We start from the raw sequence: 26,500 nt of genomic DNA, 5'->3' as shown, positions 1-26,500 counted from the left end.
TTTTTTTATGGGGCAAAGGAAAGCGACTATTCAGTCGTCGAAATCCTGCCAGCCGCCCATCTGTTTCCAGCGGTTGACGATGCCGCAGAACAGCTCGGCGGTCTTCTCTGTGTCGTAGCGAGCCGAGTGGGCCTCGCGACCGTCGAAGTCGATGTCTGCGCTCTGACAGGCCTTGGCCAGCACGGTCTGGCCGTATGCCAGGCCAGCCAGAGTGGCGGTATCGAAGCTGGAGAACGGGTGGAACGGATTGCGCTTCATGTCCAGGCGCGCCACGGCGGCATTCAGGAAGCCCAGGTCGAAGCTGCTGTTGTGGCCTACCAGGATGGCGCGCTTGCAGCCATTGGCCTTCAGCGCCTTGCGCACCCCGCGGAAAATATCGGTGAGGGCGGTTTCTTCGCTCACAGCCATGCGCAGGGGATGATCAAGCTTGATCCCGGTGAATTCCAGGGCTGCAGCTTCGATGTTCGCGCCTTCGAAAGGCTCGACCCGGAAGAAGTAGGTGTGTTCGGGGAACACGAAGCCTTTTTCGTCCATGCCGATGGTGGTTGCGGCAATTTCCAGCAGGGCGTCGGTGGCCGAGTTGAAGCCACCGGTTTCAACATCGACGACTACCGGCAGGTAACCGCGAAAGCGTGCCGCCATCGGATGGCGAGGACCGCCGCTGTTACCTTCTTGTTCGTCGTCGAAATGGTCGTCACTCACGAGTGATCCTCCAGCAGGCGCCAGCGCAGTTTTTCACCGGCGCGCAGCGGAATGACAGTCAGCTCGCCAAACGGCAGGCTGGCAGGAGCGGTCCATTCTTCACGGACCAGGGTGATGCTGTCGGTGTTGGCCGGCAGGTCGTAGAAGCGCGGGCCGTTGAGGCTGGCGAAAGCTTCCAGCTGATCCAGGGCGTTGCGTTGTTCGAACGCTTCGGCGTACAGCTCGATGGCGGCGTAGGCGCTGTAGCAGCCGGCGCAACCGCAAGCGGCTTCCTTGGCGTGCTGGGCGTGAGGTGCCGAGTCGGTGCCGAGGAAGAACTTCGCGTTGCCGCTGGTGGCCGCATCCAGCAGGGCTTCCTGGTGGGTGTTGCGCTTGAGGATCGGCAGGCAATAGAAGTGCGGACGAATACCGCCCACCAGCATGTGGTTGCGGTTGTACAGCAGGTGGTGCGCGGTGATGGTTGCGCCAACGTTGGCCGAAGCCTCCTTGACGAACTGCACGGCTTCAGCGGTGGTGATGTGTTCGAACACCACTTTCAGGCTGGGGAAGCGTTCAACCACACGCCGCATGTGCTCGTCGATGAAGATTTTCTCGCGGTCGAAGACGTCGACGTCGCCGCGGGTTACCTCGCCGTGGATCAACAGCGGCAGGCCGACTTCGGCCATGGCTTCAAGCACCGGGAAAATCTTGTCGATGCTGGTCACGCCCGAATCCGAGTTGGTGGTCGCGCCGGCCGGGTACAGCTTGGCGGCGTGGACGAAACCGCAGGCCTTGGCCGCGCGGATTTCCTCCGGCTGGGTACGGTCGGTCAGGTAGAGCACCATCAGTGGCTCGAAGCGGCTGCCGGCCGGGCGCGCAGCTAGAATGCGCTGGCGATAGGCGTCGGCTTCCGCGGCGTTGCGCACCGGAGGTACCAGGTTGGGCATGATGATGGCGCGGCCAAAGGTGCGCGCGACATCTGCGACTGTATTGGGCAACACGGCCCCATCGCGAAGATGAATATGCCAGTCGTCGGGACGCAGCAGGGTCAGGCGGTCGGACATTGGAGGTTCCAGGCGGGTAAAACTCGGGGGAATGCTACCGGAAAAGACTCTTCCAGGCACTCGCTATCAAGTTTTGCGACGAGCAACCGATATCCCGAAGGTATGGCGTATTAACGCCTGTCGATTTTTCTGTTGTACACGTCAGTGGAGCCTCCCGTGCGCCAGCGTTATCTAGCCTTGCTCAGTGTGTTTGCCAGCCTGCCTGCGATGGCTCTCACTTTCCAGACTCGCCTGGAGAGCATTGAGTGGACGGTCGAAGGTGACAAGTTCGAGTGCCGCCTGATCCAACCGGTTACCGATTTCGGTTCCGGCGAATTCGTTCGTCGCGCCGGCGAGCAGGCGATTTTCCGCCTCAAGAGTTTCAACCCCATGCAGGCCGGTGGTTCCGCGACCCTGCTTGCGGCCGCCGCCCCCTGGCAGCCGGGGCGTGGCGACATCAACCTCGGGGCGGTCAAGGCCGGTACCGATGGGGTGCTGTTCAACAGCAACCAGATGCAGGCCGGACGTCTGATCGTCGGTTTGCTGGAGGGGCGCAGCCCGGTGGTCCGGCACTTCTCCCGCGAAGGCGGAGTGTCCGAGGTACGCCTGTTGCCGGTGAAGTTCAGCAAGGCCTACGGCGACTATCAAAGCTGCATGGCCAAGCTGTTGCCGATGAACTATGAACAGGTCAAGCAGGCCGAGATCGGTTTCCCCGGGGGGGGCATCGACCTGGACGCCCGGGCCAAGGCCAAGCTGCAAGTGATGGTGGACTTCATCAAGGCCGACCCCACGGTCAATCATGTCGAATTGGACGGGCACTCTGATAACAGTGGCAACCGCCTGACCAACCGTGACCTGTCGCGCCGTCGTGCGCTGGCGGTCATGGAGTTCTTCAAGGCCAATGGCCTGGCGGAAAACCAGATCGTGGTGCGCTTCCATGGCGAGCGCTATCCCCTGGCCCCCAACACCAATGCGGCCAACCGGGCGAAGAACCGGCGGGTCAATGTGCATCTGGAGCGGGTCGCTCCTGCCGAAAAGCCGGCCCCAGCGCCTCAGGCGGCTTCCGGATCCAGCGCAGCGGCGACTTCCTGATACGGCTGTCGTCGTCGCTCGCTCGACATAATCTGTCGCTTGGTCGTCATAAGCTGTCGCGCCTCTGTAAATTATCCGCGTGGATCGGTAGACTTGGCGGCTTTCCGTACAACCCCGTGGAGTGATGGCATGGCGGACGTTAACAAGGTCGTTCTGGCGTATTCGGGCGGCCTGGACACTTCGGTGATCCTCAAGTGGCTGCAGGATACTTACAACTGTGAAGTAGTGACTTTCACTGCTGACCTGGGCCAAGGCGAAGAGGTCGAGCCGGCCCGCGCCAAGGCGCAAGCCATGGGCGTCAAAGAGATCTACATTGACGATCTGCGCGAAGAGTTCGTGCGTGATTTCGTCTTCCCGATGTTCCGCGCCAACACCGTCTACGAAGGCGAGTACCTGCTGGGTACTTCCATCGCTCGTCCGTTGATCGCCAAGCGCCTGATCGAAATCGCCAACGAAACCGGCGCTGACGCCATTTCCCATGGCGCCACCGGCAAGGGCAACGATCAGGTGCGTTTCGAACTGGGCGCCTACGCCCTCAAGCCGGGTGTGAAGGTGATTGCCCCTTGGCGCGAGTGGGACCTGCTGTCCCGCGAGAAGCTGATGGACTACGCCGAGAAGCACGGGATCCCGATCGAGCGTCACGGCAAGAAGAAATCCCCGTACTCGATGGATGCCAACCTGCTGCACATCTCCTATGAAGGTGGCGTGCTGGAAGACACCTGGACCGAGCACGAAGAAGACATGTGGCGCTGGACTGTCTCCCCGGAGAAGGCCCCAGATACCCCGCAATACCTGGAACTGACCTACCGCAACGGCGATATCGTGGCACTGGACGGCGTCGAGATGACCCCGGCCACCGTGCTGGCGACCCTGAACCGCATTGGTGGCGAACACGGTATCGGTCGTCTGGACATCGTCGAGAACCGTTACGTGGGCATGAAGTCCCGCGGCTGCTACGAGACACCTGGCGGCACCATCATGCTGCGTGCTCACCGCGCCATCGAGTCCATCACCCTGGACCGCGAAGTGGCTCACCTCAAAGACGAGCTGATGCCCAAGTACGCCAGCCTGATCTACACCGGCTACTGGTGGAGCCCTGAGCGTCTGATGCTGCAACAGATGATCGACGCCTCCCAGGCCCACGTGAATGGCGTGGTACGCCTGAAGCTGTACAAGGGCAACGTGATCGTGACCGGTCGCAAGTCTGACGAGTCGCTGTTCGACGCCAACATCGCTACCTTCGAAGAGGACGGCGGTGCCTACAACCAGGCGGACGCAGCTGGCTTCATCAAGCTCAACGCCCTGCGCATGCGCATTGCCGCGAACAAGGGTCGGACCCTGGTCTGATGCTTTGAGTGGTTGAAGAAAGCCCCGCGATAAGCGGGGCTTTTTTTTGCCCTGGATAATTGCAGTGAGCGTCGGGGCCTAATTCAGATCAGCAAATGGCTGTTGGGCAAGGTAAGCCACTTCTTGATGGGCGAAGTACCAAGTACCGCTACTGAGAGTGCTTGTAGGTTGGAGTTTTATTAGTACGAAAAGTAGCTGATTTGACGATTGATCCTAGGCGGTTTGGATATTGAACCACTTTTATCTAGGTCGTTTTGTAAGGCAATTCGGTATTGTTTGTAAGGATCGTCCTCGTAAGGTCGTAGCCCTCTGTAGCACGGTGTCAGAGTCAATTCTCTGGGGTATTGTGCGGGCTCTAAAAAAACTCTCAGGACTGAGATGGACCTATGAAAAGAGTATTGATCGTGGATGATCACCCTGTTGTCCGTTTGGCTGTGCGCATGTTGATGGAGCGCCATGGCCTTGAAGTAGTAGCGGAAGCAGATAACGGCACGGATGCATTGAAGTTGGCTCTTGAATATGTTCCAGACATCTTGATTCTGGATATTGGAATTCCGCAACTTGATGGGCTCGAAGTTATAAACCGGCTGATGTCCAGAGGTATGTCGATCAAGATTCTGGTATTGACCCTGCAAGTTCCTGGGCCTTTCTCCATGCGCTGCATGCAGGCCGGTGCTGCCGGTTATGTGTGCAAGCAGCAGGACATCACCGAGCTGTTGAGTGCCGTGCGTGCGGTGCTTGCGGGATACAGCTACTTCCCCAATGAGGCCTTGCATACTTTTCGCTCAAGCCAGGGCATCAGCAGTGAGCAGCAGATGATCGAGCTGCTTTCAGGGCGCGAATTGATCGTATTGAAACAACTCACCAACGGCATGAGTAACAAGGAAATTGCCGAGGGGTTGTGCTTGAGCAACAAGACCATCAGTACCTACAAGCGCCGGTTGCTGGCCAAGCTCAATGCTCGTTCACTGGTTGATCTGATCGAGTTCGCTCAACGGCATCGGTTGATATGAGCCTTTAGAGCACGTGCGCATTGAGACGGTGTTGCTGGATGGGCTCGCTTGAGTGCCGACGCAGCCGGTCAGTGGGGGAGGCTGACCGGCCAGATTTGCGGCTGGGCACAGGTACAAAAAAACCTCCATGGGGAGGTTCTTTTGTGACTAGAGGTCAAAGTCGTAATCGGCCAACTGTTTTTGCAGGCGCCGTTCCTCGAGGAGATTGTCGATGGTCCGGCGCTTGCTCAGATTGGTTTTCGCTACTTCGACCACCGGTTCTGCGTCATCTGTTTCAGCTGCGACGAAATCGTCTTCTACGTCCAGTTGTTCTTTGCCAGTACTCATAAGGTCGACTCCAGGCTAGGACTGCCATTGGCGCTCCTTATATCGATATTCTCCTGGCGGGTAAAAAAGATTTTTTCAATCGATCTATCGGCAAAATCAATGCTTGCTCAATCGTCGGAAGTCTTTTGCTTGTATTCGCACAGGTCTTCGATTCGACAGCTGCCACAGCGTGGCTTGCGTGCCAGGCAAACGTAGCGGCCGTGGAGGATCAGCCAGTGATGGGAGTCCAGCAGAAACTCCTTGGGCACGAACTTCATGAGTTTCTTTTCGACCTCGACCACGTTCTTTCCCGGGGCCAGCCCGGTTCGGTTGCTGACCCGGAAGATATGGGTGTCCACCGCCATGGTCAGTTGCCGGAAAGCGGTGTTGAGGACCACGTTGGCGGTCTTGCGGCCCACCCCGGGCAGAGCCTCCAGCTCTTCCCGGGTCTGTGGCACTTCGCTGTTATGGCGTTCCACCAGCAGGCGGCAGGTCTCGATGACGTTCTTGGCCTTGCTGTTGTACAGGCCGATGGTCTTGATGTATTCGGACAGGCCTTCGACACCCAGGGCGTAGATTGCCGCTGGGGTATTGGCTACGGGGAAGAGCCTGGCAGTTGCCTTGTTGACCCCGACGTCGGTCGATTGCGCCGAGAGAATCACCGCGATCAGCAGCTCGAACGGCGAGGAATAGGCCAGCTCGGTTTTCGGTTCGGGGTTGTCTTCGTGTAGCCGGCGAAAGATTTCCAGGCGTTTGGCGGCATTCATGGGTGATTCATTTCCTCGAAGGCGGTCGGTTTAAGGTCCAGGAGCCGGCCCAGGCTCGTTTTGCGGCCAGCAGCGCACCCAGCAGGATAAAACCGCCGGGGGCGAGGGTCAGCAGGCGTAGCCCCCCATGTGGCAGCACGACCCAGCCATTGCCTGCATCCGGCTGGCCGACAAGCCAGCCCAGATGGCTGCCCAGCGTACCAGCGCCCAGCAGCTCGCGCAGGGCACCCAGGCCGATCAGGGCCACACAGAAAGCGCCGGCCAGGCGCAGTCGGTTGCGGTGCTGGAAGAAGCCCGCCTGTTCCAGTACCACGCATTGCAGGGGCAGCAGGCCCAGGTACAGGCTCAATTGCTGGTGCAGCTCATAACTCCAGGCCTGCAGCGCCAGCCACAGGCAACTGCCGAGGCTGGCGCTGAGCAGCAGGCTGGCCAGCCAGTGGTGGCGGGCCTCGATGGGCGGACGCAGCAAGCGCATGCCGGCGCCGTAGAGGCCGATCAGCAATACCCAGGCCAGGGCCAGGCCGATTGCCTTGACCCAGGAGTCCGTAGCCCCGATCAGGGGTGGCAGCATCAGCAGCCCCGGCAATGACAGCGGCTTATTCATGAGGCGTTCCAGGGAGCAGTTGTCCGCGGTGTTCGTCGAAGTAGCGCAAGGCATCATGCAAGGCACTGATCACCGCACGGGAAGTGATGGTGGCGCCGGCAATCTGATCGAACTGCCCGTTGTCCTTTTTCAAGGCCCAGGCGCTGTCGCCCGGATCATTGCGGGATTTTCCTGAAAACCCCTGGAGCCAGGCATTGGGCCAGCTGGCGATACGTGCTCCCAGCCCCGGAGTCTCATCCTGCCGGAGGGTCTTGCTGCCCAGCAGGCGCCCCTGGGGGTCGATAGCAATCAGCAACTCGATGGGGCCGGCGTAGCCTGTGACCTGGCTGCGCAGCAGCACGGCGCTGGGCCGGCCATTGCGGGTGGCCAGGTAGCCATCGAGCAGGCGACTGTTGCTCAGTTGCCCATCGGCCAAGGGCAATGGCTGGTCCAGGGGCTGGTTGTCATAGCTGCCGGCGGGCAGCACATCCAACAGCTTGCGTGCCTGCAAGGCCCGTTGTTCGGCTTCTATGCGTGGAGTGGCGGCATATTGCAGCCACAGGGTGGCACCGATGCCCAGGGAGCCGAGCAGCATCAGCAGCAACAGGCTGCGAGCCCCTTTCATGAGGGGCGCTCCAGCGGTTTTTCGGAGCTCAGGCGCTCCAGAGCCGGTACCGCCAGGTTCATCAGCAGCACGGCGAATGCGAGCCCGTCGGGGTAGCCACCCCAGGTGCGGATCAGGTAGGTGAGCAGGCCAACGCCAACGCCAAACAGCAGGCGGGCCTTGGCGGCCTTGGGGCCGGACACCGGCTCGGTGACGATAAAGAACGCACCGAGCATGCTGGCGCCGCTGAGCAGGTGGAACAGCGGCGAACCGTGGGAGTCGGAGCCGCTGCCGTTCCAGCACAGCAGGCTGATCAGCAGCAGGCTGCCAAGCATGCCCACGGGCGCCTGCCAGCCGATGACCCGCTGTTGCAGCAGAAACAGGCCGCCAGCCAGAAATCCAAGGTTGACCCATTCGGTACCACGGCCGCCGAAGTGACCGAAGGCGGGGTTGCCGGCAAAGAGTTCATCGACGGTCAGGCTCTTGTTGATCCGCAGGCTGTCCAGCGCCGTGGCCTGGGCCCAGGCGTCCGGGGGCGGGTTGCCTCCCAGGCCGAATACCTGCTGCAGCCCGCCGAGCAGGTCCAGGGCATGGGGCGCGGGCCAGTGAGTCATGGCTTGCGGGAAGCACAGCAGGGCCAGTGCATAACCCAACATCGCCGGGTTGAAGGGGTTCTGGCCGACACCGCCGTACACCTGCTTGCCCAAGAGCACGGCGCTGGCAGCAGCGCTCAGCGGCAGCCACCAGGGGCAATAGGGTGGCAGGGCCAGGGCCAGCAAGGTGGCACTGACCAGCGCACTGCCATCGCTGAGGGCAGGTTGCAGGGGACGCCGCCGCAGGAACAGCACCAAGGCTTCCATGGCCAGGGCCCCACTGGCTGCCAGCAGTAGATTCAGCAGCGGCCCCCAGGCATACAACCACAGCAGTACCAGCAGCCCCGGCAGCGTGGCCAGCAGCACGCGCTGCATGGCCTGGCGCAGGCGCGGGTCGACTGTTTCAGGGCACGTCATGGGCGTTTACCTGGCGCTCGGCTTCGCTCAGGCGGGCTTGGGCCTGGGCCAGTTGTTCGCTGCTGGTATCGGTCTGGCGTTGCAGTTTGCTCAGTTCGGCTCGGGCGTAGGCCAGTTCGGTCTTCAGTTGTCGCAGTTGTGGGGCGATCGGGCGTTTCTCGATCCGCTCCAGTACTGGTGCCGGTTTGCCACTGGCGTCTTCCGCGGCGTGCAGCGCCTGTTCGGCCGCCGCCAGGGCCGCGGCCAGGGTTTGCAGTTCGGCTTCGGGGGCTGCTGCGGCCTGGGCCTTTTTCAGTTCGGCGCGGCGCATCGCCAACTGGATCTTGGCTCGCTTGAGGTCGGCATCCCGGGCCACCGGCGCGGTCGGTGGAGGCGCCTGGGTTTCCAGTTGGGCCAGTGCCTGCTCGGCCACTTCGAACTGGCGCTGCAGGACGATCAACTGCGATTGCTGCTCGAAGGTCGGCGGATGACCGAAGGCCTTGAGGGATTTGTGCAATTGGGCGCGACTCATGGCCAGCTCGATCTTGGCCTTTTTCAAGGCGGCATCGGCCGCCGCGGCTTTCTGTGCGCGGACCCGCTCGATAGCCGACTGAACCGGGTCCTGGCTGGCGTCGCTGGCCTGGGTGGCGCGCTGGGCCCTGGCCTGACGTTCGGCCAGGCGCCGGGCCTCTTCGCGCTGCAAGCGATCATTGCGCTGCTCGAAGCGGCGCCGGGCGTGATCGCGTTTGGCGGCGCGAGCCTGCAACTGCTCGGGGCTGCTGGCCAGGCCGCCGACAAGGGGCAGCACTCGGGCCATGGGCAACGGCAGCATGTCGATGCAATCCACCGGGCAGGGCGCCACACAGAGGTCGCAGCCGGTGCATTCGTCGATCAATACGCTGTGCATGAGCTTCGCCGCGCCGACGATGGCGTCTACCGGGCAGGCCTGGATGCACTTGGTGCAGCCGATACATTCGGCCTCGCGGATATGGGCGATCTGCGCCGGGGCCTCGCCACGGCTGTGGTCCAGTTCTACCACCGGCAGCTGGAGCAGTTGTGCCAGGCCGGCGATGGTTTCCTGGCCCCCTGGCGGACACTTGTTGATGGCCTCGCCACTGGCGATGCCCTGGGCGTAGGGTTTGCATCCGGCGTGGCCGCACTTGCCGCATTGGGTCTGGGGCAGAAGGGCGTCGATGCGTTGAATCAGACTCATGTCTTGAGTAGTCCGTTGAAGCCGAAAAACGCCACTGCCAGCAGGCCGGCGCTGATCAGGTCGATCGGCAGGCCTTGCCAGGGCAGGGGAATATCGTTGGTGGAAATACGCTGGCGCAGGTCATTGAACAGGCTCAGTACCAACCAGAAGCCCAGCCCGGCACCCAGGCTCATGGCGCCGAGGGTCGCCAGCCCAAGGTTTTCCCCGCTGGCGATCAACAGCAGGCCGAGCATCCCGGCATTGGCCAGCAACAAGGGCCAGAGGCCATCGAATGGCAAACCGGGCAGGGCCCGGGGCAGCCAGTGTAGCGCCGGCCTGATCAGCAGCACACTCAGGGACAGCCAGGTAAACAGCTGCAAGGACTGCAGCCCCCAGGGCTCCAGCACGCCACGATAGAGGGCATGGCCGAGTACGCAACTGACCAGCATCAAGACCGTCGTTGCCAGGCCCAGCGCATGGATCCGAAGCCGAGCGCTATCGGCTGGGGCCTGCAGCAGCGGGTCGACGCCCAGCGGCCACTGCAACACGAAGTTGTTGATCAGGGCAGTGCTGACAAGGGCGAGGAGGAAGTCGGTCATGGTCGGGGCCGGTACGGGCAGGCTGTCCTTCAAGAGTAGGCAAACTCCAGCGTCGGCGCAGGGCCCGCCAGATATGCAAATCCCCCCGCTGCGCCGGGCGCAACGGGGGGATGGGGTCCAGCCTGCAGCCTTACTTGATCCGCTGGCCGGGCTTGGCGCCGCTGTCCGGGCTCAGCAGGTAGATTTCTTCACCGCCAGGGCCGGCAGCCATCACCATGCCTTCGGAGATGCCGAACTTCATTTTCCGTGGCTTGAGGTTGGCGATCATCATGGTCAGGCGGCCATCGAGCTTGGACGGATCAGGGTAGGCGCTCTTGATGCCGGAGAACACGTTGCGCTGTTCGTCGCCGATATCCAGGGTCAGGCGCAGCAGCTTGTCGGCACCCTCCACGGCTTCGGCCTTGACGATCAGGGCGACACGCAGGTCGATGGCGGCAAAGGCATCGAAGTCGATTTCCGCGGACAGCGGGTCCTTCACCAGTTCACCGTTGCCTTTAGGGCCACCGGTGTCGGTCTGGCTGGCGGCCAGGTCTTCCTTGGAGGCATCGGTCATGGCTTGCACTTTTACCGGGTCGATCCGCGTCATCAGCGGCTTGAATTCGTTGAGCTGATGGTTGGCCAGCAGTTGCTGGTGGTCGTTCCAGGTCAGCGGGGCCACGTTGAGGAAGGCCTCGGCATCGGCAGCCAGCAGTGGCAGCACCGGTTTGAGGAAGATCACCAACTGGCGGAACAGGTTGATGCCAGTGGCGCAGATGGCCTGGACTTCATCCTGCTTGCCTTCCTGCTTGTTCAGCGACCATGGAGCCTTGTCGGCGATCCAGGCGTTGGCGCGGTCGGCCAGGCCCATGATCTCGCGCATGGCCCGGGCGAAGTCACGGGCTTCATAGGCGTCGGCGATGCTTGGCGCCGCGGCCAGGAAAGCCTCGGTCAGCTCGGGGGCGGCATTGCTGTCCACCATCACCCCGGCATTGCCCTTGTGGATGAAGCCGGCGCAACGGCTGGCGATGTTCACCACCTTGCCCACCAGGTCGGAGTTGACCTTCTGCACGAAGTCTTCGAGGTTCAGGTCCAGGTCGTCGACACCACGGCCCAGCTTGGACGCGTAGTAGTAGCGCAGGTATTCCGGCGACAGGTGCTCCAGGTAGGTGCGGGCCTTGATGAAGGTGCCACGGGACTTGGACATCTTCTGGCCATTGACCGTCAGGTAGCCGTGGACGTTGATGCCGGTCGGCTTGCGATAGCCGGCGCCTTCGAGCATGGCGGGCCAGAACAGGGCGTGGAAGTTGACGATGTCCTTGCCGATGAAGTGATACAGCTCGGCGGTGGAGTCCTTGCCCCAGAAGGCGTCGAAATCCAGTTCCGGACGACGGCTGCAGAGGTTCTTGAAGCTGGCCATGTAGCCGATCGGCGCGTCCAGCCACACATAGAAGTACTTGCCCGGCTCATCCGGGATCTCGAAGCCGAAGTACGGTGCATCGCGGGAGATGTCCCACTGCTGCAGGCCGGCGTCCAGCCACTCGGCGATCTTGTTGGCCACGGCGTCCTGCAGGGTGCCGCTGCGGGTCCAGCTCTGCAGCATCTGCTGGAAGTCCGGCAGCTTGAAGAAGAAGTGCTGGGAGTCCTTGAGCACCGGAGTGGCGCCGGAGATCGCCGACTTAGGATCCTTCAGGTCGGTCGGAGCATAGGTGGCACCGCATTTTTCGCAGTTGTCGCCGTACTGGTCCTCGGTGCCGCATTTCGGGCAGGTGCCCTTGATGAAGCGGTCGGCCAGGAACATTTTCTTTTCCGGGTCGAAATACTGGGTGATGGAGCGCGTGGCGATGTGCCCGGCGTCCCGCAGCTTGAGGTAGATCTGGCTCGACAGCTCACGGTTTTCTTCCGCGTGAGTGGAGTGGAAGTTGTCGAAATCCACCAGGAACTCGGCAAAGTCGGCGCAGTGTTCAGCCTGCACGTTGGCGATCAACTGCTCCGGGGTGATGCCTTCCTTCTCCGCGCGCAACATGATGGCCGAGCCGTGTGCGTCGTCCGCGCAGACATAGATGCATTGATTGCCGCGTAGCTTCTGGAAGCGCACCCACATGTCGGTCTGGATGTACTCAAGCATGTGGCCAAGGTGGATGGAACCATTGGCATAGGGCAGGGCGCTGGTGACGAGGATCTTGCGTGGCTCGGACATGGGGCTCGGCTACTTGATGAAACGGAGGTCGGCCACTATAAAGCGCCGGAGCGGAATTTTCACCCTTCCAGGCACATTGTGCGCAGCAAGCTTTCTCGCCACGAAGGAGTCGGCGGCGTAGGATAGCCGGCTGATTTTCCTGTCTTGTTATCGGAGTTGCCCATGAGCGCCGTCAATCGCGCAGCGGTGGAAGCCGTCCTTCGTCAATACACCGACCCTTACCTGAACCAGGACCCGGTCAGCGCCGGCTGCGTACGGGACATCGAGGTCCAGGGCGACCGGGTCACGGTCCGCATGGAACTGGGTTATGCCGCCGGCCTGTTCAAGAGTGGCTGGGCGCAGATGCTGCAACTGGCCATCGAGGGCCTGGACGGCGTGAGCTCGGCCAAGGTCGAGATCAGCAGCGTCATTGCCGCGCACAAGGCCCAGGCGCAGATCCCGGGCCTGGCCAACGTCAAGAACGTGGTGGCGGTGGCTTCCGGCAAGGGCGGTGTGGGCAAGTCCACCACCGCGGCCAACCTGGCCCTGGCCCTGGCCCGCGAAGGCGCCAAGGTGGGGATTCTCGACGCCGATATCTATGGTCCGAGCCAGGGCATCATGTTCGGCATCGCCGAAGGCACCCGTCCGAAGATCAAGGACCAGAAGTGGTTCGTGCCGATCGAGTCCCACGGCGTGGAGGTCATGTCCATGGCCTTCCTCACCGATGACAACACGCCGATGGTCTGGCGCGGTCCTATGGTCTCCGGGGCCTTGCTGCAACTGGTGACCCAGACCGACTGGGGCAACCTGGACTACCTGGTGATCGACATGCCGCCAGGCACCGGCGACATCCAGCTAACCCTGGCGCAGAAAGTCCCGGTGGCCGGTGCGGTGATCGTCACCACGCCCCAGGACCTGGCTCTGCTGGATGCGCGCAAGGGCGTGGAGATGTTCCGCAAGGTCAATATCCCGGTGCTGGGCGTGGTGGAGAACATGGCGGTGCACATCTGCTCCAACTGTGGCCATGCCGAGCACCTGTTTGGCGAAGGCGGCGGCGAGAAGCTGGCCAGCCAGTACGACGTCGAGCTGTTGGCCTCGCTACCGTTGTCGATGCTGATCCGCGAGCAGGCCGACGGCGGCAAGCCGACGGTGATCGCCGAGCCGGAAAGCCAGATCGCCATGGTCTACCAGGAGTTGGCGCGGCATGTGGGCGCGCGCATTGTCTTGCAAGAAGCGGCCGCTCCGGCGATGCCCAATATCACCATCAGCGACGACTGAAGCCTCAGGCGGGTGAGTCATGTAGGAGCCGGCTTGCCGGCGAAGGCGTCCTCAAGATCGCTTTCGCCGGCAAGCCGGCTCCTACCGTTGCGACGGCAGGATCAGACCCGCAGGCCGCCGTCCATTTCCAGGATGCGCCCGGTGTAGTAGTCGTTCTCGAAGATATAGGCCGCCGAGTGGGCGATCTCTTCCGGCTTGCCCATGCGCTTGAGGGGAATGCCGGCAGTCATCTTTTCCAGGGCCTCGGGCTTCATGCCCAGGGTCATCTCGGTTTCGATAAAGCCCGGGGCAATGCCCGCTACGCGGATGCCGTAACGCGCGAGCTCCTTGGCCCAGGTGACCGTGGCTGCCGCGACCCCGGCCTTGGCCGCGGAATAGTTGGTCTGGCCGATATTGCCGGCGCGGGAGATCGAAGAAATGTTGATGATCGCGCCGTTGTTTCCGAGCTCGATCATCTTCGCCGCCACTTCCCGGGTACAGAGGAAGACCCCGGTCAGGTTGACGTCGATCACCGCCTGCCACTGGGCCAGGCTCATCTTGGTCATCTGGCCGTCCTTGACCTTGACCAGCAGGCCGTCGCGCAGGATCCCGGCGTTGTTGATCAGGCCGTGGATGGCGCCAAAGTCCTCGGCGACCTGGGCCACCATGTGGTTCACCTGCTCTTCATCGGCGACGCTGCACAGATAGGCACGGGCTTCGACGCCGTGGGTCTTGCACGCCGCGACAGCCTGGTCGAGCTTTTCCTGGTTCAGATCGACCAACGCCAGGCGCGCGCCCCTGGCTGCGAAATACTCAGCCATGGAGCGGCCCAGACCTTGGCAACCGCCGGTGATAATGATTACTTTGTCAGTGAGTTGCATTCGCATGTCCCGCTAGCTGGTCTTGAGGGGAGTCCTTTTCGGGAAGCCTCGCTCGGCGGCCGGACCTGGCCTGGCTGCAGATGAGAATTGCCCTGTTGGCGTAGCTGGAACATTGCTCCAGGCGCCCGTCCGTTTTCGACGGATTCTACATAAGGAGTCATAAAGTGAGCGTTGAAGCTGCCAAGAATGCACGAGAACTGCTGCTCAAGGAATATCGCGGGGTACTGTCCACTCACTCCAAGGCCATGCCGGGATTTCCCTTCGGGTCCGTGGTGCCCTATTGCCTGGACGCCGAGGGCCGGCCGCTGATCCTGATCAGCCGTATCGCCCAGCACACCCACAACCTGCAGAAGGATCCCAAGTGCTCGCTGCTGGTGGGTGAGCGCGATGCCGATGACGTGCAGGCAGTCGGTCGCCTGACCTACCTGGCCGAGGCTGAGAAGCTCGAGGATGAGGCTGCCATCGAAGCCGCAGCCGAGCGTTACTACCGTTACTTTCCCGAGTCGCAGAACTACCACAAGGCCCATGACTTCGATTTCTGGGTGCTCAAGCCGGTACGCCACCGCTACATCGGCGGCTTCGGGGCGATCCACTGGGTCGACCAACTGACCCTGGCCAACCCCTTCGCCGGAAAGGCCGAGCTGAGCATGGTGGAACACATGAACAGCGACCATGCCAAGGCCATTGCCCACTATGTCCAGTTGACCGGGTTGCCGGACAACGCGCCGGCGCAGATGGCCGGGATCGATACCGAAGGCATGCACCTGCGCATCGGCCAGGCGTTGTATTGGCTGCCCTTCCAGGCGCCTTGCAATACGCCGACACAAGTACGCGAGGCCCTGGTTTTCCTGGCCCGAGCTGATCAATGGCCGAAAAATCCGCCCCTGGGTGCTTGAATTCACGAATTGGCGACGTCATTTACGGTCTACTGGAAGGCATTCTTCCGCAGAGGAAACCATTTGATGCGCCCTTTTCTGTTGCTCTTTTTACTTTTCCCGGTGCTCGAGCTGTTCGTCTTCGTCAAGGTCAGCGCGGCCATCGGGTTTTTCCCGGCGCTGCTGCTGATCATTCTCGGTTCGATGCTCGGTGTGCTGGTGTTGCGCGTGGCCGGTCTGGCCACGGCACTGCGTGCCCGTGAAAGCCTCAATCGCGGTGAGCTGCCGGCCCAGCAAATGCTCGAGGGCCTGATGCTGGCCCTGGGTGGTGGTTTGCTGATCCTGCCGGGTTTCATCAGCGATGTGTTCGGCCTGCTGATGCTATTGCCGATCAGCCGTCGCCTGCTGGCCAATAAAATGCGCCAGCGTGCCGAGGAGCAGGCCCTGCGCCAGCGCGCCTTTGCCGACGACATGCGTGCCGCCCGTGGCGGCCCTGCGCCCCAGCAGCCGCTGGGCCGCGAGCCCAACGTGATCGAAGGCGAATTCGAGCACCGCGACTCCTGAGTCAGAAGCTCACGTCTCACGGCACCTTCGGGTGCCGTGTTCGTTTTGGCGCCAGCGATGTAAAAAATTTCATCGGCCAGCCCTTGTAATAACCTTATGCGCCCTTATGTAACGGTCACCGCAAGGTTTCTGGTGCTGACACCAGACAGACTTCCGCGGCTCGCTTGTCGAGCCGCACCCGGCAAAGCCGGATTTGCTAACCCGCCGGTATCGACACCGGCCGTTGAAAACCACAATTAGGAGAGATCGACAATGAAGCTTCGTCCTCTGCATGACCGCGTCGTCATCCGTCGCAGCGAAGAAGAATCGAAAACTGCCGGCGGTATCGTTCTGCCTGGTTCGGCTGCTGAAAAACCTAACCGTGGCGAAATCGTCGCTGTAGGTACCGGCCGTGTGCTGGACAACGGTGAAGTACGTGCGCTGGCCGTGAAAGTGGGTGACAAAGTGGTGTTTGGCCCGTACTCCGGCAGCAACACCGTGAAAGTCGATGGCGAAGATCTGCTGGTAATGGCCGAGAACGAGATTCTCGCTGTTATCGAAGGCTGATTTCCCGCGTATTTTCCCGCTACTACACAGTATTTAAGGAATATCGATCATGGCTGCTAAAGAAGTTAAATTCGGCGATTCCGCCCGCAAGAAAATGCTCACTGGTGTCAACGTTCTGGCTGACGCAGTAAAAGCGACCCTGGGCCCGAAAGGCCGTAACGTGATCATCGAGAAGAGCTTCGGCGCTCCGACCATCACCAAGGACGGCGTTTCCGTTGCCAAAGAAATCGAGCTGAAAGATCGCTTCGAAAACATGGGCGCGCAGCTGGTCAAAGACGTTGCCTCCCGTGCCAACGATGACGCTGGCGACGGCACCACCACCGCTACCGTTCTGGCTCAGTCGATCGTCAACGAAGGCCTGAAAGCCGTCGCTGCCGGCATGAACCCGATGGACCTGAAACGCGGTATCGACAAGGCGACCATCGCCATCGTCAAAGAACTGAAGGGTCTGTCCAAGCCATGCGCTGACTCCAAGGCCATCGCTCAGGTCGGCACCATCTCCGCCAACTCCGACAACTCCATCGGCGACATCATTGCCGAAGCCATGGAAAAAGTCGGTAAAGAAGGCGTGATCACCGTTGAAGAAGGCTCGGGCCTGGAAAACGAACTGTCTGTCGTAGAAGGCATGCAATTCGACCGCGGCTACCTGTCCCCTTACTTCATCAACAAGCCGGACACCATGGTCGCCGAACTCGACGGCCCGCTGATCCTGCTGGTGGACAAGAAGATCTCCAACATCCGCGAAATGCTGCCAGTGCTGGAAGCCGTTGCCAAAGCCGGCCGCCCACTGCTGATCGTGGCTGAAGACGTTGAAGGCGAAGCCCTGGCGACTCTGGTTGTGAACAACATGCGTGGCATCGTCAAAGTCGCTGCCGTCAAGGCACCTGGCTTCGGCGACCGTCGCAAGGCCATGCTGCAGGACATCGCCGTTCTGACCGGCGGTACCGTCATCTCCGAAGAGATCGGCCTGAGCCTGGAAAGCACCACCCTGGAGCACCTGGGTAACGCCAAGCGCGTGATCCTGTCCAAAGAAAACACCACCATCATCGACGGTGCTGGCGTTGAAGCGGACATCCAGGCTCGTGTGACTCAGATCCGTCAACAAGTCGCCGACACTTCGTCCGACTACGACCGTGAAAAACTGCAAGAGCGTCTGGCCAAGCTGTCCGGCGGCGTTGCAGTGATCAAGGTTGGCGCTGGTTCCGAAGTTGAAATGAAAGAGAAGAAGGCCCGCGTTGAAGACGCCCTGCACGCTACCCGTGCAGCCGTTGAAGAAGGCGTGGTACCTGGCGGTGGCGTAGCCCTGATCCGTGCTCTGCAAGGCATCAACGACCTGAAAGGCGACAACGCCGACCAGGACGTGGGTATCGCTGTACTGCGTCGCGCTATCGAAGCTCCACTGCGCCAGATCGTTGCCAACTCCGGTGACGAGCCAAGCGTTGTCGTGGACAAGGTCAAGCAGGGTGCCGGCAACTTCGGCTACAACGCTGCTACCAGCGAATACGGCGACATGATCGAAATGGGCATCCTGGATCCAACCAAGGTAACCCGTTCCGCGCTGCAAGCAGCTTCGTCCATCGGCGGTCTGATCCTGACCACCGAAGCCGCTGTTGCTGAAATCGTGGAAGACAAGCCTGCAGCTGGCGGCATGCCAGACATGGGCGGCATGGGTGGCATGGGCGGCATGATGTAAGCCAGCCTTACCCCTGTACTGAAAAAGCCCCGCCGGTGAAAGCCGGCGGGGCTTTTTTATGCCCCGGATATGGGGGGCGCCTGGATCTTCGCGGGCAAGCCTGCTCCACTTCTGCAGGAGCGGGCTTGCCCGCGAACGACTTCAGCGCTGGCTCAGTTCATTCGCCGCTGCCTTCGGCGCCTTCCAGCCCAGCAATTGCTGCTTGAAGCCATAACTGGCGCTCTGGTAGTAGCTGATGCCGCGCTGGATCAATGGATCGCTGTCCGGTACCCGGGATTCCTGGCTGGCGCCCAGGGCCTGGTCATGCCGGCGCAACCCCTGGCGCGGGCTGAGAATCGCCAGGTCCTGGCCGTCGAACAGGCCCAGGTGCTGATAGTTGCCCACCAGCACCCGGGGAGGCAGAGGGTTGTCCTGCAGCAGGTTGCGTCCGAAGAAGGTCGACTCGTAGTCCAGGTTCAACAGGCCCAGCAGGGTTGGCGCCAGGTCGATCTGGCTGGCCAGCTGTGCATTCTCCCGCGCCGGAATCAGCTTGGGCGCATAGATGAACAACGGAATCTGATAGTTGCTGATGGGCAGGTCTTCCTTGCCCGCGCTGCCTGCGGTGTGGTCGGCGACAAACACGAAAATGGTGTTGTCGAACCAGGGCTTCTGGCGGGCGGCCTTGAGGAACTCGCCAATGGCGTAGTCGGTGTATTTGACCGCGCCGTCCCGGCCCTTGCCGGACTTGATGTCGATCCGGCCATCGGGATAGGTGTAAGGGCGATGGTTGGAGGTGGTCATCAGTTGCAACAGGAAGGGCCGCTGCTGTGCGTAGTCGGCGTCCGCCAGCTTCAGGGTCTGGGTGTAAAGGTCTTCGTCGGCCATGCCCCAGGCGTTCTTGAAGTGGATCTCGGATTCCTCGACGCTGCTCTGGTCCACCACGCGGTAGCCGTTGCCGCTGAAGAAGGCATTCATGTTGTCGAAGTAACCTCGGCCGCCATAGACAAACACACTGTCGTAACCCACGGCCCGCAGTTGCTGGCCAAGGCTGGCGAAACCACTTTCACGACCGATGCGCTTGACGATGGAGCGCCCCGGGGTGGGGGGAATCGCCAGGGTGATGGCTTCCAGGCCGCGGTCGGTGCGGGTGCCGGTGGCGTAGAAGTTGTTGAAGTACAGGCTCTGTGCGCGCAACGCATCCAGGTTCGGGGTCAGGTTGCGGTCGTCGCCGTTGCTGCCCATGTATTTGGCGCTGAAGCTTTCTATGGTCACCAGGACGATGTTGGGGGTGCGTGGAGCCCCCGGGTTGTCGATGGCGCGCCGGATATCCAGCGGGTCCTTGCCGATGAAGCGGGCATTGGGTTCATTCAGTTCGGCGCGCATCTGGCGGGCCACCACATCGGCGGGCAGGCTGCGATAGAACTGCTGGTAGTCCAGCTCGTTGTTGCGAAAGGCGGCAAAGAACTGATAGGGGCCGTTGCTCGCCAGTTCGTTCTGATAGGCGTTGCCGCCTTGGCTGCGCGGGCTGTCCTGGCTGAGCAGTTGCAGGCTGGCGCCGACCACCAGCAGCAGGCCGAGGGCACTGAGCAGGCGGCCACGCAGAGGCGGCAAGGGCGCATCCAGCGCAGCCTTCAGGGGCTTGCGCAGGGCCAGGCTCAGGGCGATTGCCGCCAGGGCCAGCAGGCTCATGTACAGGCCGATCGGGTAGGACTCGAGAATGTTGTTGAGAACCTCGTCGGAGTACACCAGGTAATCGACGGCGATGAAGTTGAAGCGCACGCCGAATTCATCCCAGAACAGCCACTCCGCCACGGCCGTGAACAGCATGGCGAACAGGCTCAGGCTGAACAGGCCCTGCAACAGCCAGCGGTGGCCGCGCCGACGCCACAGGGCGGGTGGGCAGAGCACCAGGTACAGGCCCAGGGGCAGGGCGGCATAGGCCAGGAAACCCAGGTCGTAGAGCAGGCCGACGCCAAACAGCGGCAGCCAGCCGCTACCGGCTTCGTCGAGGTGGGTGAGCAGCAAAATGCCGCGGGTCAGCAGGAAAATCGCCAGCCAGGTGCTGGTCAGCAGCAGCACGAAACGCGCCGGAGCTGTCTTGAGAAGATCCATCAGAGGGTGTTCCTTGGGGGCAAATGGCCCGCAGTCTGGGGTTGTCCCTGTAGTCAGCTTGTGAACCGCTGGTGAAAATATTGTTAAGCCCCCAGGCTCGGGAAAACTCTGCCAGGCACCGGCCGACAAGGCTGGCGGCGAGCCGGACTTGGCCTTAAGCTGCGCGAGCCAAGATGGCCGTAACCCTGTACGGAGAGAGTGCCGATGCGAATTCTACTGGTTGAAGACAACCGCGATATTCTCGCCAACCTGGCTGACTACCTGGGGCTCAAGGGCTATACCGTGGATTGCGCCCAGGATGGCCTGTCCGGGTTGCACCTGGCGGCCACTGAGCATTACGACCTGATCGTGCTCGATATCATGCTGCCGGGAATCGATGGCTATACCCTGTGCAAGCGCCTGCGCGAAGACGCCCGGCGTGATACTCCGGTGATCATGCTCACCGCCCGCGACCAGCTCGACGACCGCCTTCAGGGCTTCAAGTCCGGGGCGGATGACTACCTGCTCAAACCCTTCGCTCTCTCGGAACTGGCGGCGCGTATCGAGGCGGTGATGCGCCGTTCCCAGGGTGGTGGCCGTCGGTCGCTGCAGGTTGGCGACCTGAGCTACGACCTCGATACCCTGGAGGTCACCCGCGAAGGCCGCTTGCTCAAGCTCAACCCCGTGGGCCTCAAGCTGCTGGCGGTGCTGATGCAGAAAAGCCCCCATGTGCTGCGTCGGGAGATCCTCGAAGAAGCCCTGTGGGGCGACGATTGCCCGGACAGCGACAGCCTGCGCAGCCACGTTCACCAATTGCGCCAGGTGATCGACAAGCCGTTCGCCAAGCCGCTGCTGCACACCGTGCACGGTGTCGGGTACCGCCTGGCCGAGGGCCGAGATGGAGTTTAAGCAGAGCCTTGCCCAGCGCATCATCATCGCCTTTGCGTTGATGAGCGCACTGGTGGCGGGGGCGTTCGCCATGGGTATCGTGGCGACGGTGCACCTGGTGGAGGAGAAGCTCATCTCCGCAGGCCTGGGCGGTGACCTGCAACGCCTGTTGCTGATGGATAACGTCGGCGACTGGAGCCACCGTCCCGAGCCCGACCAGTTGTTCTACTACAGTGGCGGGCGCGGCGACTTCGAGCTGCCCAAGGATTTGCGCCATCTGGATCCGGGTTTCCACGAGGTGTTCCGCGAGGAGTTGTCCTATCACGCCATGGTCGAGGTGGTGGACGGTCGGCGCTATGTGCTGCTGCAGGACCAGAGCGATTTCGAAGAGCGCGAGCGAGTGCTGTTCGCCGTGGTGCTGGTAGGTTTTGTCCTGAGCCTGGCGCTGGCGGTGTTTCTCGGCTGGATCCTGGCTCGCCGGGTGATGGCGCCGGTGGTCCGCCTGGCCCGCCAGGTACGTCACCGGGACCAGTTGCTGGGGCTGGCCCCGCCCTTGGCGCCGGATTATGCCGCGGACGAGGTCGGCGAACTGGCCATCGCCTTTGACGCAACCCTGGGGCGCTTGCGCCAGGCCTTGAGCCGCGAGCGGCTGTTCACCAGTGACGTCAGTCATGAGCTGCGCACGCCATTGATGGTTCTGGCCACCTCCTGCGAGCTGCTGCTGGAGAATCCACGGCTGGACCCCCGTGGGCGAGCCCAGGTCGAACGCATCGCTCGCGCTTGCGACGAGATGCGCGAGCTGGTGCAGACCTTCCTGATGCTGGCCCGAGCCCAGCGTGAAGATGCCAGCATGTCGCCGCAGCTGAGCCTGAGCCAGGCGGCCAGTGACTTGACCGGTATCTGGCGCGAAGCCATCGAGGCCAAGGGGCTCGAGCTGATCTTCGAGCCCGGAACCCCAGGTGACAATCGCTACAACGCCACCTTCCTGCATGCGGTGATGGGCAACCTGCTGCGCAACGCCTTGCACTACACCGAACAGGGTTTCATCCGCCTGAGCCTGGTGCCCGATGGATTCGTGGTGGAGGACAGCGGCGTGGGCATTCCCGAGGAGAAGCGCGAGGCAATGTTCCAGCCGTTTGTGCGGGGCGATGAAAAGCGTGGGGAAGGCCTGGGGCTGGGGCTGTCCCTGGTGCAGCGGATCTGCGAGAACCAGGGCTGGACTGTCAGCCTCACTACCATGACGCCCAATGGCTGTCGTTTTTTCGTTCAGCTGAACTCGGCCAAGGCCTGATTGTTCTTTCCCGGCCCTGTTTTACGGGGCCGGTCACTTGTCGTTTTTTCCTCTTAAGTGGCCCCAGGCCACTGTCCTCAGCCTGTAAAACCCTGAAATATTTCCTCGTTGGACGGTACGAAGTTTTCACAAAGGGATGACCTGTCGCTGACACGTCGCTGCTTAAGGTGGCGCCATCAGTTGCAGGAGACTTTGATGATGGCTACGCCGATCAAGCTGGAATTTTCCGAAAAATACGATGCCCAACACGCCCAGGAATACCTGCTCAAGCACCAGGATGGTCTGGCGCGGCAGTTGTCCCACAAGCGTGACGAACAATTGGCCCGTACTGCGCTGGCCCTGGCGGGAGAGCCCGGGCTGGTACTGGACCTGCCCTGCGGTGCCGGTCGTTTCTGGCCGCTGCTGGCAGAAAAAACCAATCGAGTGATCATTGGCGCTGACAATTCAGCAGCTATGCTGAGTACCGCCACGGTGGCCCAGCCGGCCGACGTGGTAAAACGGGTACGGCCCTTGCAGACCTCTGCGTTTGCCATTGATTTGCCGGACAACGCCGTGGACTGCATTTTCTCCATGCGTTTATTGCACCACATAGGCCAAGCGGAGCACCGCATGGCGCTGCTACGGGAGTTTCAGCGGGTCAGCCGTGACAGCGTGATCATCTCGTTGTGGGTCGATGGCAACTTCAAGGCCTGGAAACGCAAGCGCATGGAGCGCAAGCGCCAGGCTGAAGTTGGGCAGGAGGGTTACCAGAATCGTTTTGTGTTACCGGCGGCCACGGTCGAAGAAGAATTCAGGCAAGCCGGCTTTCGTGTCCAGGAGCACCTGGACTTCTTTCCGCTCTACGCCATGTGGCGGGTCTACGTATTACGCAAGAGGTAAGAGGATGGCTGTTGAATGTGCTTCGGAACTGGATGCCGCGCCCACAGATTGCTTCGAATACTTCTGGAATAAACAAGGTGAATGGGTCGAGGAACCCAATCAGCGTCGAGGCGGCGAGAGCGGCGTCCAACGCATTCAAAGCAGTAGCGGCGGCCTGCTCTATGCCAAGCGGCAGATCGGGCACATTCATCGCAGTTGGTTGCACCCTTTCGGGCGACCGACGGTCCTGCGTGAGCGCGAGGCTCTGCAAGGCCTGCGCCTGCTGGACGTAGAGGTCCCGGAACTGGTGTTCTGCGGGGCCCGGCGTGGCCCGGAGCGACAATGGCAGGCGTTGCTGGTCACCGCAGCGCTGGAGGGCTTCATGGAGGTCGACAACTGGTATGCCGCCGGTGGGCGCGAGCGCCATGGTGAAGCCTTTCATGATCGTTTGTTGCAGGCAGTGGCTGCGACCCTGGCGCGCATGCACAAAGGGCGCTGGCAACATGGTTGCCTGTACGCCAAGCACGTTTTCGTACGGGTGGACGGCGAGGGCGAGCAGGCTCAGGTGCGAGTCGCACTGCTGGATTTCGAGAAATGCCGCCAGCGCTTGAGCAGCCGCCGGGCCGCAGCCCATGACCTCAAGCAACTGCGTCGCCATTCGTCGTGGAATGACGCGGACTGGCAAAAGCTCTACTACTTTTACAAGACGGTGTTTGGCAGCCCCATCAAAGGTTTATAGCGATGAAGCTAGAAATTGCACGAGGTTTGTTTCTGGCAGGAGCCTTGGCAGTCGCTTCTTTGGCCGTAGCTGCCTGGGAGCAGCCGCGCACGCAGGTCCTGAGCGCCCAGGGAGACGCCCATTGCCTGTTGCCGCGGGTGGCCAAAGCCTCTGTGGCGGTCAAGCCCGATCATGACCTGTTGCTGTTCATGTTCGGCATGGCTCAAGGATTGAAACCCCAGAGTTGAAACTTGTTCAGCCCCTAGAAAAAGGCCTTGCAATGCGAGGCCTTTTGTTTGCCCGGAAATGATCAGATCAGATGCAGGTGGTTGTCCCACAGGCCCGCTGGAAGGTCCAGGGGCTTGGCCACGATTTGCGTCTGGCGGCAGTCGTAGAAGCGGCAGCGACCTTGTCCCGAGGTCACCACGAAGCCATCGGCTACCGCTCCGACACCGGCGCAATCGGGCAGCGGGGCGTCGACCCGCACGGCACCGCTGTCCAGGTCCCAGATAAAGAAGCGGTTGCCCCGGGGAGCGGTCAGGGCCACCAGCCGCAGGTCGCTGTGCACTGCCACGCTGGCGGTGTAGTGCCCCATGGCCTGCAATTGTTCCTGGGCTACCGGGAAGGGGGCGAAAGGCTGGCCGGGACGCTTGATCGCCAACAGTTCCGAGGATTCGTGGGCGGCGCCCATGAACTGCTGGCCGGTGACTATGGTGCCGTCGCCGGCAATGCCCATGTGGCGCACGCTGTTCATCTGCTGGGCCAGGGTTTCCTTGCTCAGCAGCGTGCCATCGCGCTGCATCAGGACCAGGCTCGGTTCCATGGCGTCAAGGTTCATCTCCACCCGGCTTTCGGCTTCGGTACGGATACCGCCGTTGGCCACCACCAGGGTTTCCCCGTCGGGCATCCATGACACCTGGTGGGGGCCGATGCCATGGGTGGACAGCTCGCCGCTGTGCACCAGGCGCTCACCCTCGAAGCGGTAGACACCCAGCAGGCCCCGGCCCGGGTCCCGGGTATCGTTCTCGGTGGCGTACAGCCATTCGCCGCTCTTGTGGATCACCGCATGTCCGTAGAAATGCCGGTCCGGTTGCGCGGTCAGGGTCTGCAGGAGCGCGCCGTTGCGCAGGTCGATCAGGTAGCTTTCGGTGCCCGGGCGCCGCGCCACGAACAGGGCGATGGGCAGTTGCGGGTGGTTGATGATGTCATGGCAACGTTGGCCGACCTGGGTGGCAAACACCTGTTTACCGTCCAGTTGATAACCGACGGCGTAATGCTTGCCGTCACCATCGTCCCTGGCCGAAAGCAGCAAGGGCTGCTTGCCCTTTTGCTTGAACAGCGTCCAGCCGCCCAAGGTCACCGCACTGAGCAGCAGGCTGCCCAGTGCCAAAGCCTGACGTCGCAGCATCATCAGTCACCGTCGTTGGCGTTGAAGCCCAGTTGGATCCCCAGCGCCTTGGCCAATTCGCCTTCATGCAGGCGGTGGACCACGTTGAGGCTGTCATACAGGTCGTTGAGTTGCTGGCGGCCAGCGTCGTCACTGAGCATTTCGGTCAGCGAGCGCTGGGTGCTGGCGAAGAGTTTCAGCGAGGCGGCGTAGGCGGCGTCGATCTTGTCGGCCAGAGGCTTCTGATCGGCAGGCAACAGGCCGCGCAGGCCCTTGTTGTCGACCCCGGCCCAGACTGTCTGGGCAGCGCTGAGGCTGGCTTCCAGGCCCTGCAGGGACGACTGGCTGCGCCAGGCATCGGCCTGGAACGGCTGCGGGATGCCCTTGGTCTGGCGGCCCATCGGCGTGCCGAGCTTCTTCTTCAGGGTATCCAGAGCCGTGACCTGGACCCGCAGCAGGTCGGCGATGGCCTCGTGGGAATCGGCGTACCGCTGGTTGGGGAACTTGCTCATCTGCGCGAGCATGCCGTCGTTGGTGTTCCAGCTCGACAGGATTTCTTCGGCCAGTTGTTTCTGGCGCTCACCAATGGCAGTCAGCAGCGGGCAGTAGCGGGCTTTCTGCGCGCTGTCTGCCATGTCGATCTTGCTGTCGAAGAGGATGTATTCGTAGGCCGACAGCCCCTGCACCACGACGCTGGACTTGGCCAGGGCGGCGGCATCGATCTGCGGGTTGGCGGTGACCAGTTGCTCCACCTGACGGCCCACCAGGTTCTTCTTGTCCGGCCAGAACTGGACCTGCCAGGAGCGGTTGCCCTCGGCCAGTGGGCCTATCAGCAACGGCTGGAGCTCGGCCCAGGCTTTTTGCGCATGGAGGAAGTCAGCCCGGGCGGTGTCCAGGCTTTCCTTGCCTTCACAGAAGGCCAGGGCACTAATGGCCAGCTGGCGGTCGGCGTCGACCCAGCGACTGTAGGTCGGCAGGATGACCTGCTTGGCGATGGCCGCCGAGGTCACGGCTTGTGGATCCTGGGGCGAGCAGGCGCCCAGGGCGAGTGCGGCAAGGCTGGTGAACAGCAGTTTGGGGCGGAACATGTTCGGGCTCCCT

The 26,500-nt window shown here is 61.9% G+C and carries 27 protein-coding genes; 13 read left to right on the top strand and 14 right to left on the bottom strand.

Annotation, left to right across the window (positions count from 1 at the left end; translation table 11 throughout):
- Positions 1-30 precede the first annotated feature (30 nt).
- Together rnt and pyrC are read right to left on the bottom strand one after the other, a co-directional pair.
- Positions 31-702 carry a ribonuclease T gene (gene rnt / locus PFLCHA0_RS24140; RefSeq protein WP_015636816.1) on the bottom strand — a complete coding sequence of 224 codons (672 nt, stop codon included), beginning with the start codon at positions 700-702 and terminating at the stop codon, positions 31-33.
- Positions 699-1,745: a dihydroorotase gene (gene pyrC, locus PFLCHA0_RS24135; protein WP_015636815.1), complete on the bottom strand. Its 1,047-nt coding sequence runs from the start codon at positions 1,743-1,745 to the stop codon at positions 699-701. Before pyrC ends, rnt begins: the two co-directional genes overlap by 4 nt.
- A 156-nt stretch (positions 1,746-1,901) precedes the next feature.
- Here pyrC and PFLCHA0_RS24130 point away from each other — a divergent pair, with 156 nt between their 5' ends.
- The 3 genes from PFLCHA0_RS24130 to PFLCHA0_RS24120 all read left to right on the top strand — a co-directional run bounded on the left by PFLCHA0_RS24130 (position 1,902) and on the right by PFLCHA0_RS24120 (position 5,176).
- Positions 1,902-2,816: a flagellar protein MotY gene (locus PFLCHA0_RS24130; RefSeq protein ID WP_011063108.1), complete on the top strand. Its 915-nt coding sequence runs from the start codon at positions 1,902-1,904 to the stop codon at positions 2,814-2,816.
- 129 nt (positions 2,817-2,945) lie between these two features.
- Entirely contained in the window at positions 2,946-4,163 is a 1,218-nt protein-coding gene (locus tag PFLCHA0_RS24125) for an argininosuccinate synthase (RefSeq protein ID WP_011063107.1), read from the top strand.
- Positions 4,164-4,549: 386 nt separating this feature from the next.
- Positions 4,550-5,176 carry a response regulator transcription factor gene (locus PFLCHA0_RS24120; RefSeq protein WP_011063106.1) on the top strand — a complete coding sequence of 209 codons (627 nt, stop codon included), beginning with the start codon at positions 4,550-4,552 and terminating at the stop codon, positions 5,174-5,176.
- 147 nt (positions 5,177-5,323) lie between these two features.
- Here PFLCHA0_RS24120 and PFLCHA0_RS24115 read toward each other — a convergent pair whose 3' ends face one another.
- From PFLCHA0_RS24115 to metG, 8 genes are all read right to left on the bottom strand, one after another.
- Entirely contained in the window at positions 5,324-5,503 is a 180-nt protein-coding gene (locus PFLCHA0_RS24115; RefSeq protein ID WP_011063105.1) for a PA3496 family putative envelope integrity protein, read from the bottom strand.
- A 107-nt stretch (positions 5,504-5,610) separates the two neighbouring features.
- Positions 5,611-6,249, bottom strand: a complete 639-nt coding sequence (gene nth / locus PFLCHA0_RS24110; RefSeq protein ID WP_015636814.1) for an endonuclease III — start codon at positions 6,247-6,249, stop codon at positions 5,611-5,613.
- Between the two features lie 7 nt (positions 6,250-6,256).
- Complete coding sequence (locus tag PFLCHA0_RS24105; protein ID WP_041119686.1) at positions 6,257-6,853, bottom strand: Rnf-Nqr domain containing protein; 597 nt, start codon at positions 6,851-6,853, stop codon at positions 6,257-6,259.
- Positions 6,846-7,457 carry an RnfABCDGE type electron transport complex subunit G gene (locus PFLCHA0_RS24100; protein WP_015636812.1) on the bottom strand — a complete coding sequence of 204 codons (612 nt, stop codon included), beginning with the start codon at positions 7,455-7,457 and terminating at the stop codon, positions 6,846-6,848. Before PFLCHA0_RS24100 ends, PFLCHA0_RS24105 begins: the two co-directional genes overlap by 8 nt.
- Entirely contained in the window at positions 7,454-8,446 is a 993-nt protein-coding gene (locus tag PFLCHA0_RS24095) for an RnfABCDGE type electron transport complex subunit D (protein WP_041752527.1), read from the bottom strand. The genes PFLCHA0_RS24100 and PFLCHA0_RS24095 overlap by 4 nt, the downstream gene beginning before the upstream one ends.
- Positions 8,433-9,638 carry an RnfABCDGE type electron transport complex subunit B gene (locus PFLCHA0_RS24090; protein ID WP_015636810.1) on the bottom strand — a complete coding sequence of 402 codons (1,206 nt, stop codon included), beginning with the start codon at positions 9,636-9,638 and terminating at the stop codon, positions 8,433-8,435. The genes PFLCHA0_RS24095 and PFLCHA0_RS24090 overlap by 14 nt, the downstream gene beginning before the upstream one ends.
- Complete coding sequence (locus PFLCHA0_RS24085; protein ID WP_041752781.1) at positions 9,635-10,216, bottom strand: Rnf-Nqr domain containing protein; 582 nt, start codon at positions 10,214-10,216, stop codon at positions 9,635-9,637. Before PFLCHA0_RS24085 ends, PFLCHA0_RS24090 begins: the two co-directional genes overlap by 4 nt.
- 130 nt (positions 10,217-10,346) lie before the next feature.
- On the bottom strand, positions 10,347-12,392 hold the full coding sequence (gene metG / locus PFLCHA0_RS24080; protein ID WP_015636808.1) for a methionine--tRNA ligase: 2,046 nt from the start codon (positions 12,390-12,392) through the stop codon (positions 10,347-10,349).
- Between the two features lie 162 nt (positions 12,393-12,554).
- Here metG and apbC point away from each other — a divergent pair, with 162 nt between their 5' ends.
- Positions 12,555-13,649, top strand: a complete 1,095-nt coding sequence (gene apbC, locus PFLCHA0_RS24075) for an iron-sulfur cluster carrier protein ApbC (protein WP_011063097.1) — start codon at positions 12,555-12,557, stop codon at positions 13,647-13,649.
- A 101-nt stretch (positions 13,650-13,750) separates the two neighbouring features.
- Here apbC and PFLCHA0_RS24070 read toward each other — a convergent pair whose 3' ends face one another.
- The gene (locus PFLCHA0_RS24070) at positions 13,751-14,509 is read right to left on the bottom strand and encodes an SDR family oxidoreductase (RefSeq protein WP_015636807.1); all 759 of its coding nucleotides are present in this window, start codon (positions 14,507-14,509) and stop codon (positions 13,751-13,753) included.
- 164 nt (positions 14,510-14,673) lie between these two features.
- Between PFLCHA0_RS24070 and PFLCHA0_RS24065 the strand changes: the two genes are divergently transcribed.
- The 4 genes from PFLCHA0_RS24065 to groL all read left to right on the top strand — a co-directional run bounded on the left by PFLCHA0_RS24065 (position 14,674) and on the right by groL (position 18,187).
- Positions 14,674-15,405: a HugZ family pyridoxamine 5'-phosphate oxidase gene (locus PFLCHA0_RS24065; protein ID WP_015636806.1), complete on the top strand. Its 732-nt coding sequence runs from the start codon at positions 14,674-14,676 to the stop codon at positions 15,403-15,405.
- A gap of 66 nt (positions 15,406-15,471) precedes the next feature.
- The gene (locus tag PFLCHA0_RS24060; RefSeq protein WP_011063094.1) at positions 15,472-15,948 is read left to right on the top strand and encodes an FxsA family protein; all 477 of its coding nucleotides are present in this window, start codon (positions 15,472-15,474) and stop codon (positions 15,946-15,948) included.
- Between the two features lie 252 nt (positions 15,949-16,200).
- On the top strand, positions 16,201-16,494 hold the full coding sequence (locus PFLCHA0_RS24055) for a co-chaperone GroES (protein WP_011063093.1): 294 nt from the start codon (positions 16,201-16,203) through the stop codon (positions 16,492-16,494).
- Between the two features lie 49 nt (positions 16,495-16,543).
- On the top strand, positions 16,544-18,187 hold the full coding sequence (groL, locus tag PFLCHA0_RS24050; protein ID WP_011063092.1) for a chaperonin GroEL: 1,644 nt from the start codon (positions 16,544-16,546) through the stop codon (positions 18,185-18,187).
- A gap of 141 nt (positions 18,188-18,328) precedes the next feature.
- Here groL and PFLCHA0_RS24045 read toward each other — a convergent pair whose 3' ends face one another.
- Positions 18,329-20,278, bottom strand: coding sequence for an LTA synthase family protein (locus tag PFLCHA0_RS24045; RefSeq protein ID WP_015636805.1), 1,950 nt, complete (start codon positions 20,276-20,278; stop codon positions 18,329-18,331).
- Positions 20,279-20,482: 204 nt separating this feature from the next.
- On the opposite strand from PFLCHA0_RS24045, the gene colR reads away from it, so the two are divergent.
- From colR to PFLCHA0_RS24020, 5 genes are all read left to right on the top strand, one after another.
- Positions 20,483-21,166: a two-component system response regulator ColR gene (gene colR, locus PFLCHA0_RS24040; protein ID WP_011063090.1), complete on the top strand. Its 684-nt coding sequence runs from the start codon at positions 20,483-20,485 to the stop codon at positions 21,164-21,166.
- Positions 21,156-22,436: a sensor histidine kinase gene (locus tag PFLCHA0_RS24035; RefSeq protein ID WP_011063089.1), complete on the top strand. Its 1,281-nt coding sequence runs from the start codon at positions 21,156-21,158 to the stop codon at positions 22,434-22,436. The genes colR and PFLCHA0_RS24035 overlap by 11 nt, the downstream gene beginning before the upstream one ends.
- A 198-nt stretch (positions 22,437-22,634) precedes the next feature.
- Positions 22,635-23,315: a class I SAM-dependent methyltransferase gene (locus PFLCHA0_RS24030; RefSeq protein ID WP_011063088.1), complete on the top strand. Its 681-nt coding sequence runs from the start codon at positions 22,635-22,637 to the stop codon at positions 23,313-23,315.
- A gap of 4 nt (positions 23,316-23,319) precedes the next feature.
- On the top strand, positions 23,320-24,033 hold the full coding sequence (locus PFLCHA0_RS24025) for a lipopolysaccharide kinase InaA family protein (RefSeq protein WP_011063087.1): 714 nt from the start codon (positions 23,320-23,322) through the stop codon (positions 24,031-24,033).
- Positions 24,034-24,035: 2 nt separating this feature from the next.
- Positions 24,036-24,260 carry a hypothetical protein gene (locus tag PFLCHA0_RS24020; protein ID WP_011063086.1) on the top strand — a complete coding sequence of 75 codons (225 nt, stop codon included), beginning with the start codon at positions 24,036-24,038 and terminating at the stop codon, positions 24,258-24,260.
- A 62-nt stretch (positions 24,261-24,322) separates the two neighbouring features.
- Here PFLCHA0_RS24020 and PFLCHA0_RS24015 read toward each other — a convergent pair whose 3' ends face one another.
- Together PFLCHA0_RS24015 and PFLCHA0_RS24010 are read right to left on the bottom strand one after the other, a co-directional pair.
- Positions 24,323-25,420, bottom strand: coding sequence for a DUF1513 domain-containing protein (locus PFLCHA0_RS24015; RefSeq protein WP_015636803.1), 1,098 nt, complete (start codon positions 25,418-25,420; stop codon positions 24,323-24,325).
- A gap of 2 nt (positions 25,421-25,422) precedes the next feature.
- The gene (locus PFLCHA0_RS24010; protein WP_011063084.1) at positions 25,423-26,487 is read right to left on the bottom strand and encodes an imelysin family protein; all 1,065 of its coding nucleotides are present in this window, start codon (positions 26,485-26,487) and stop codon (positions 25,423-25,425) included.
- Positions 26,488-26,500 lie beyond the last annotated feature (13 nt).

Origin of the sequence: Pseudomonas protegens CHA0, assembly GCF_000397205.1 — a bacterium.
In the GTDB taxonomy this organism is placed as follows: domain Bacteria; phylum Pseudomonadota; class Gammaproteobacteria; order Pseudomonadales; family Pseudomonadaceae; genus Aquipseudomonas; species Aquipseudomonas protegens.
Note: the sequence above shows the minus strand (reverse complement) of the source record. Positions and strands in the feature narration are given on the sequence as shown.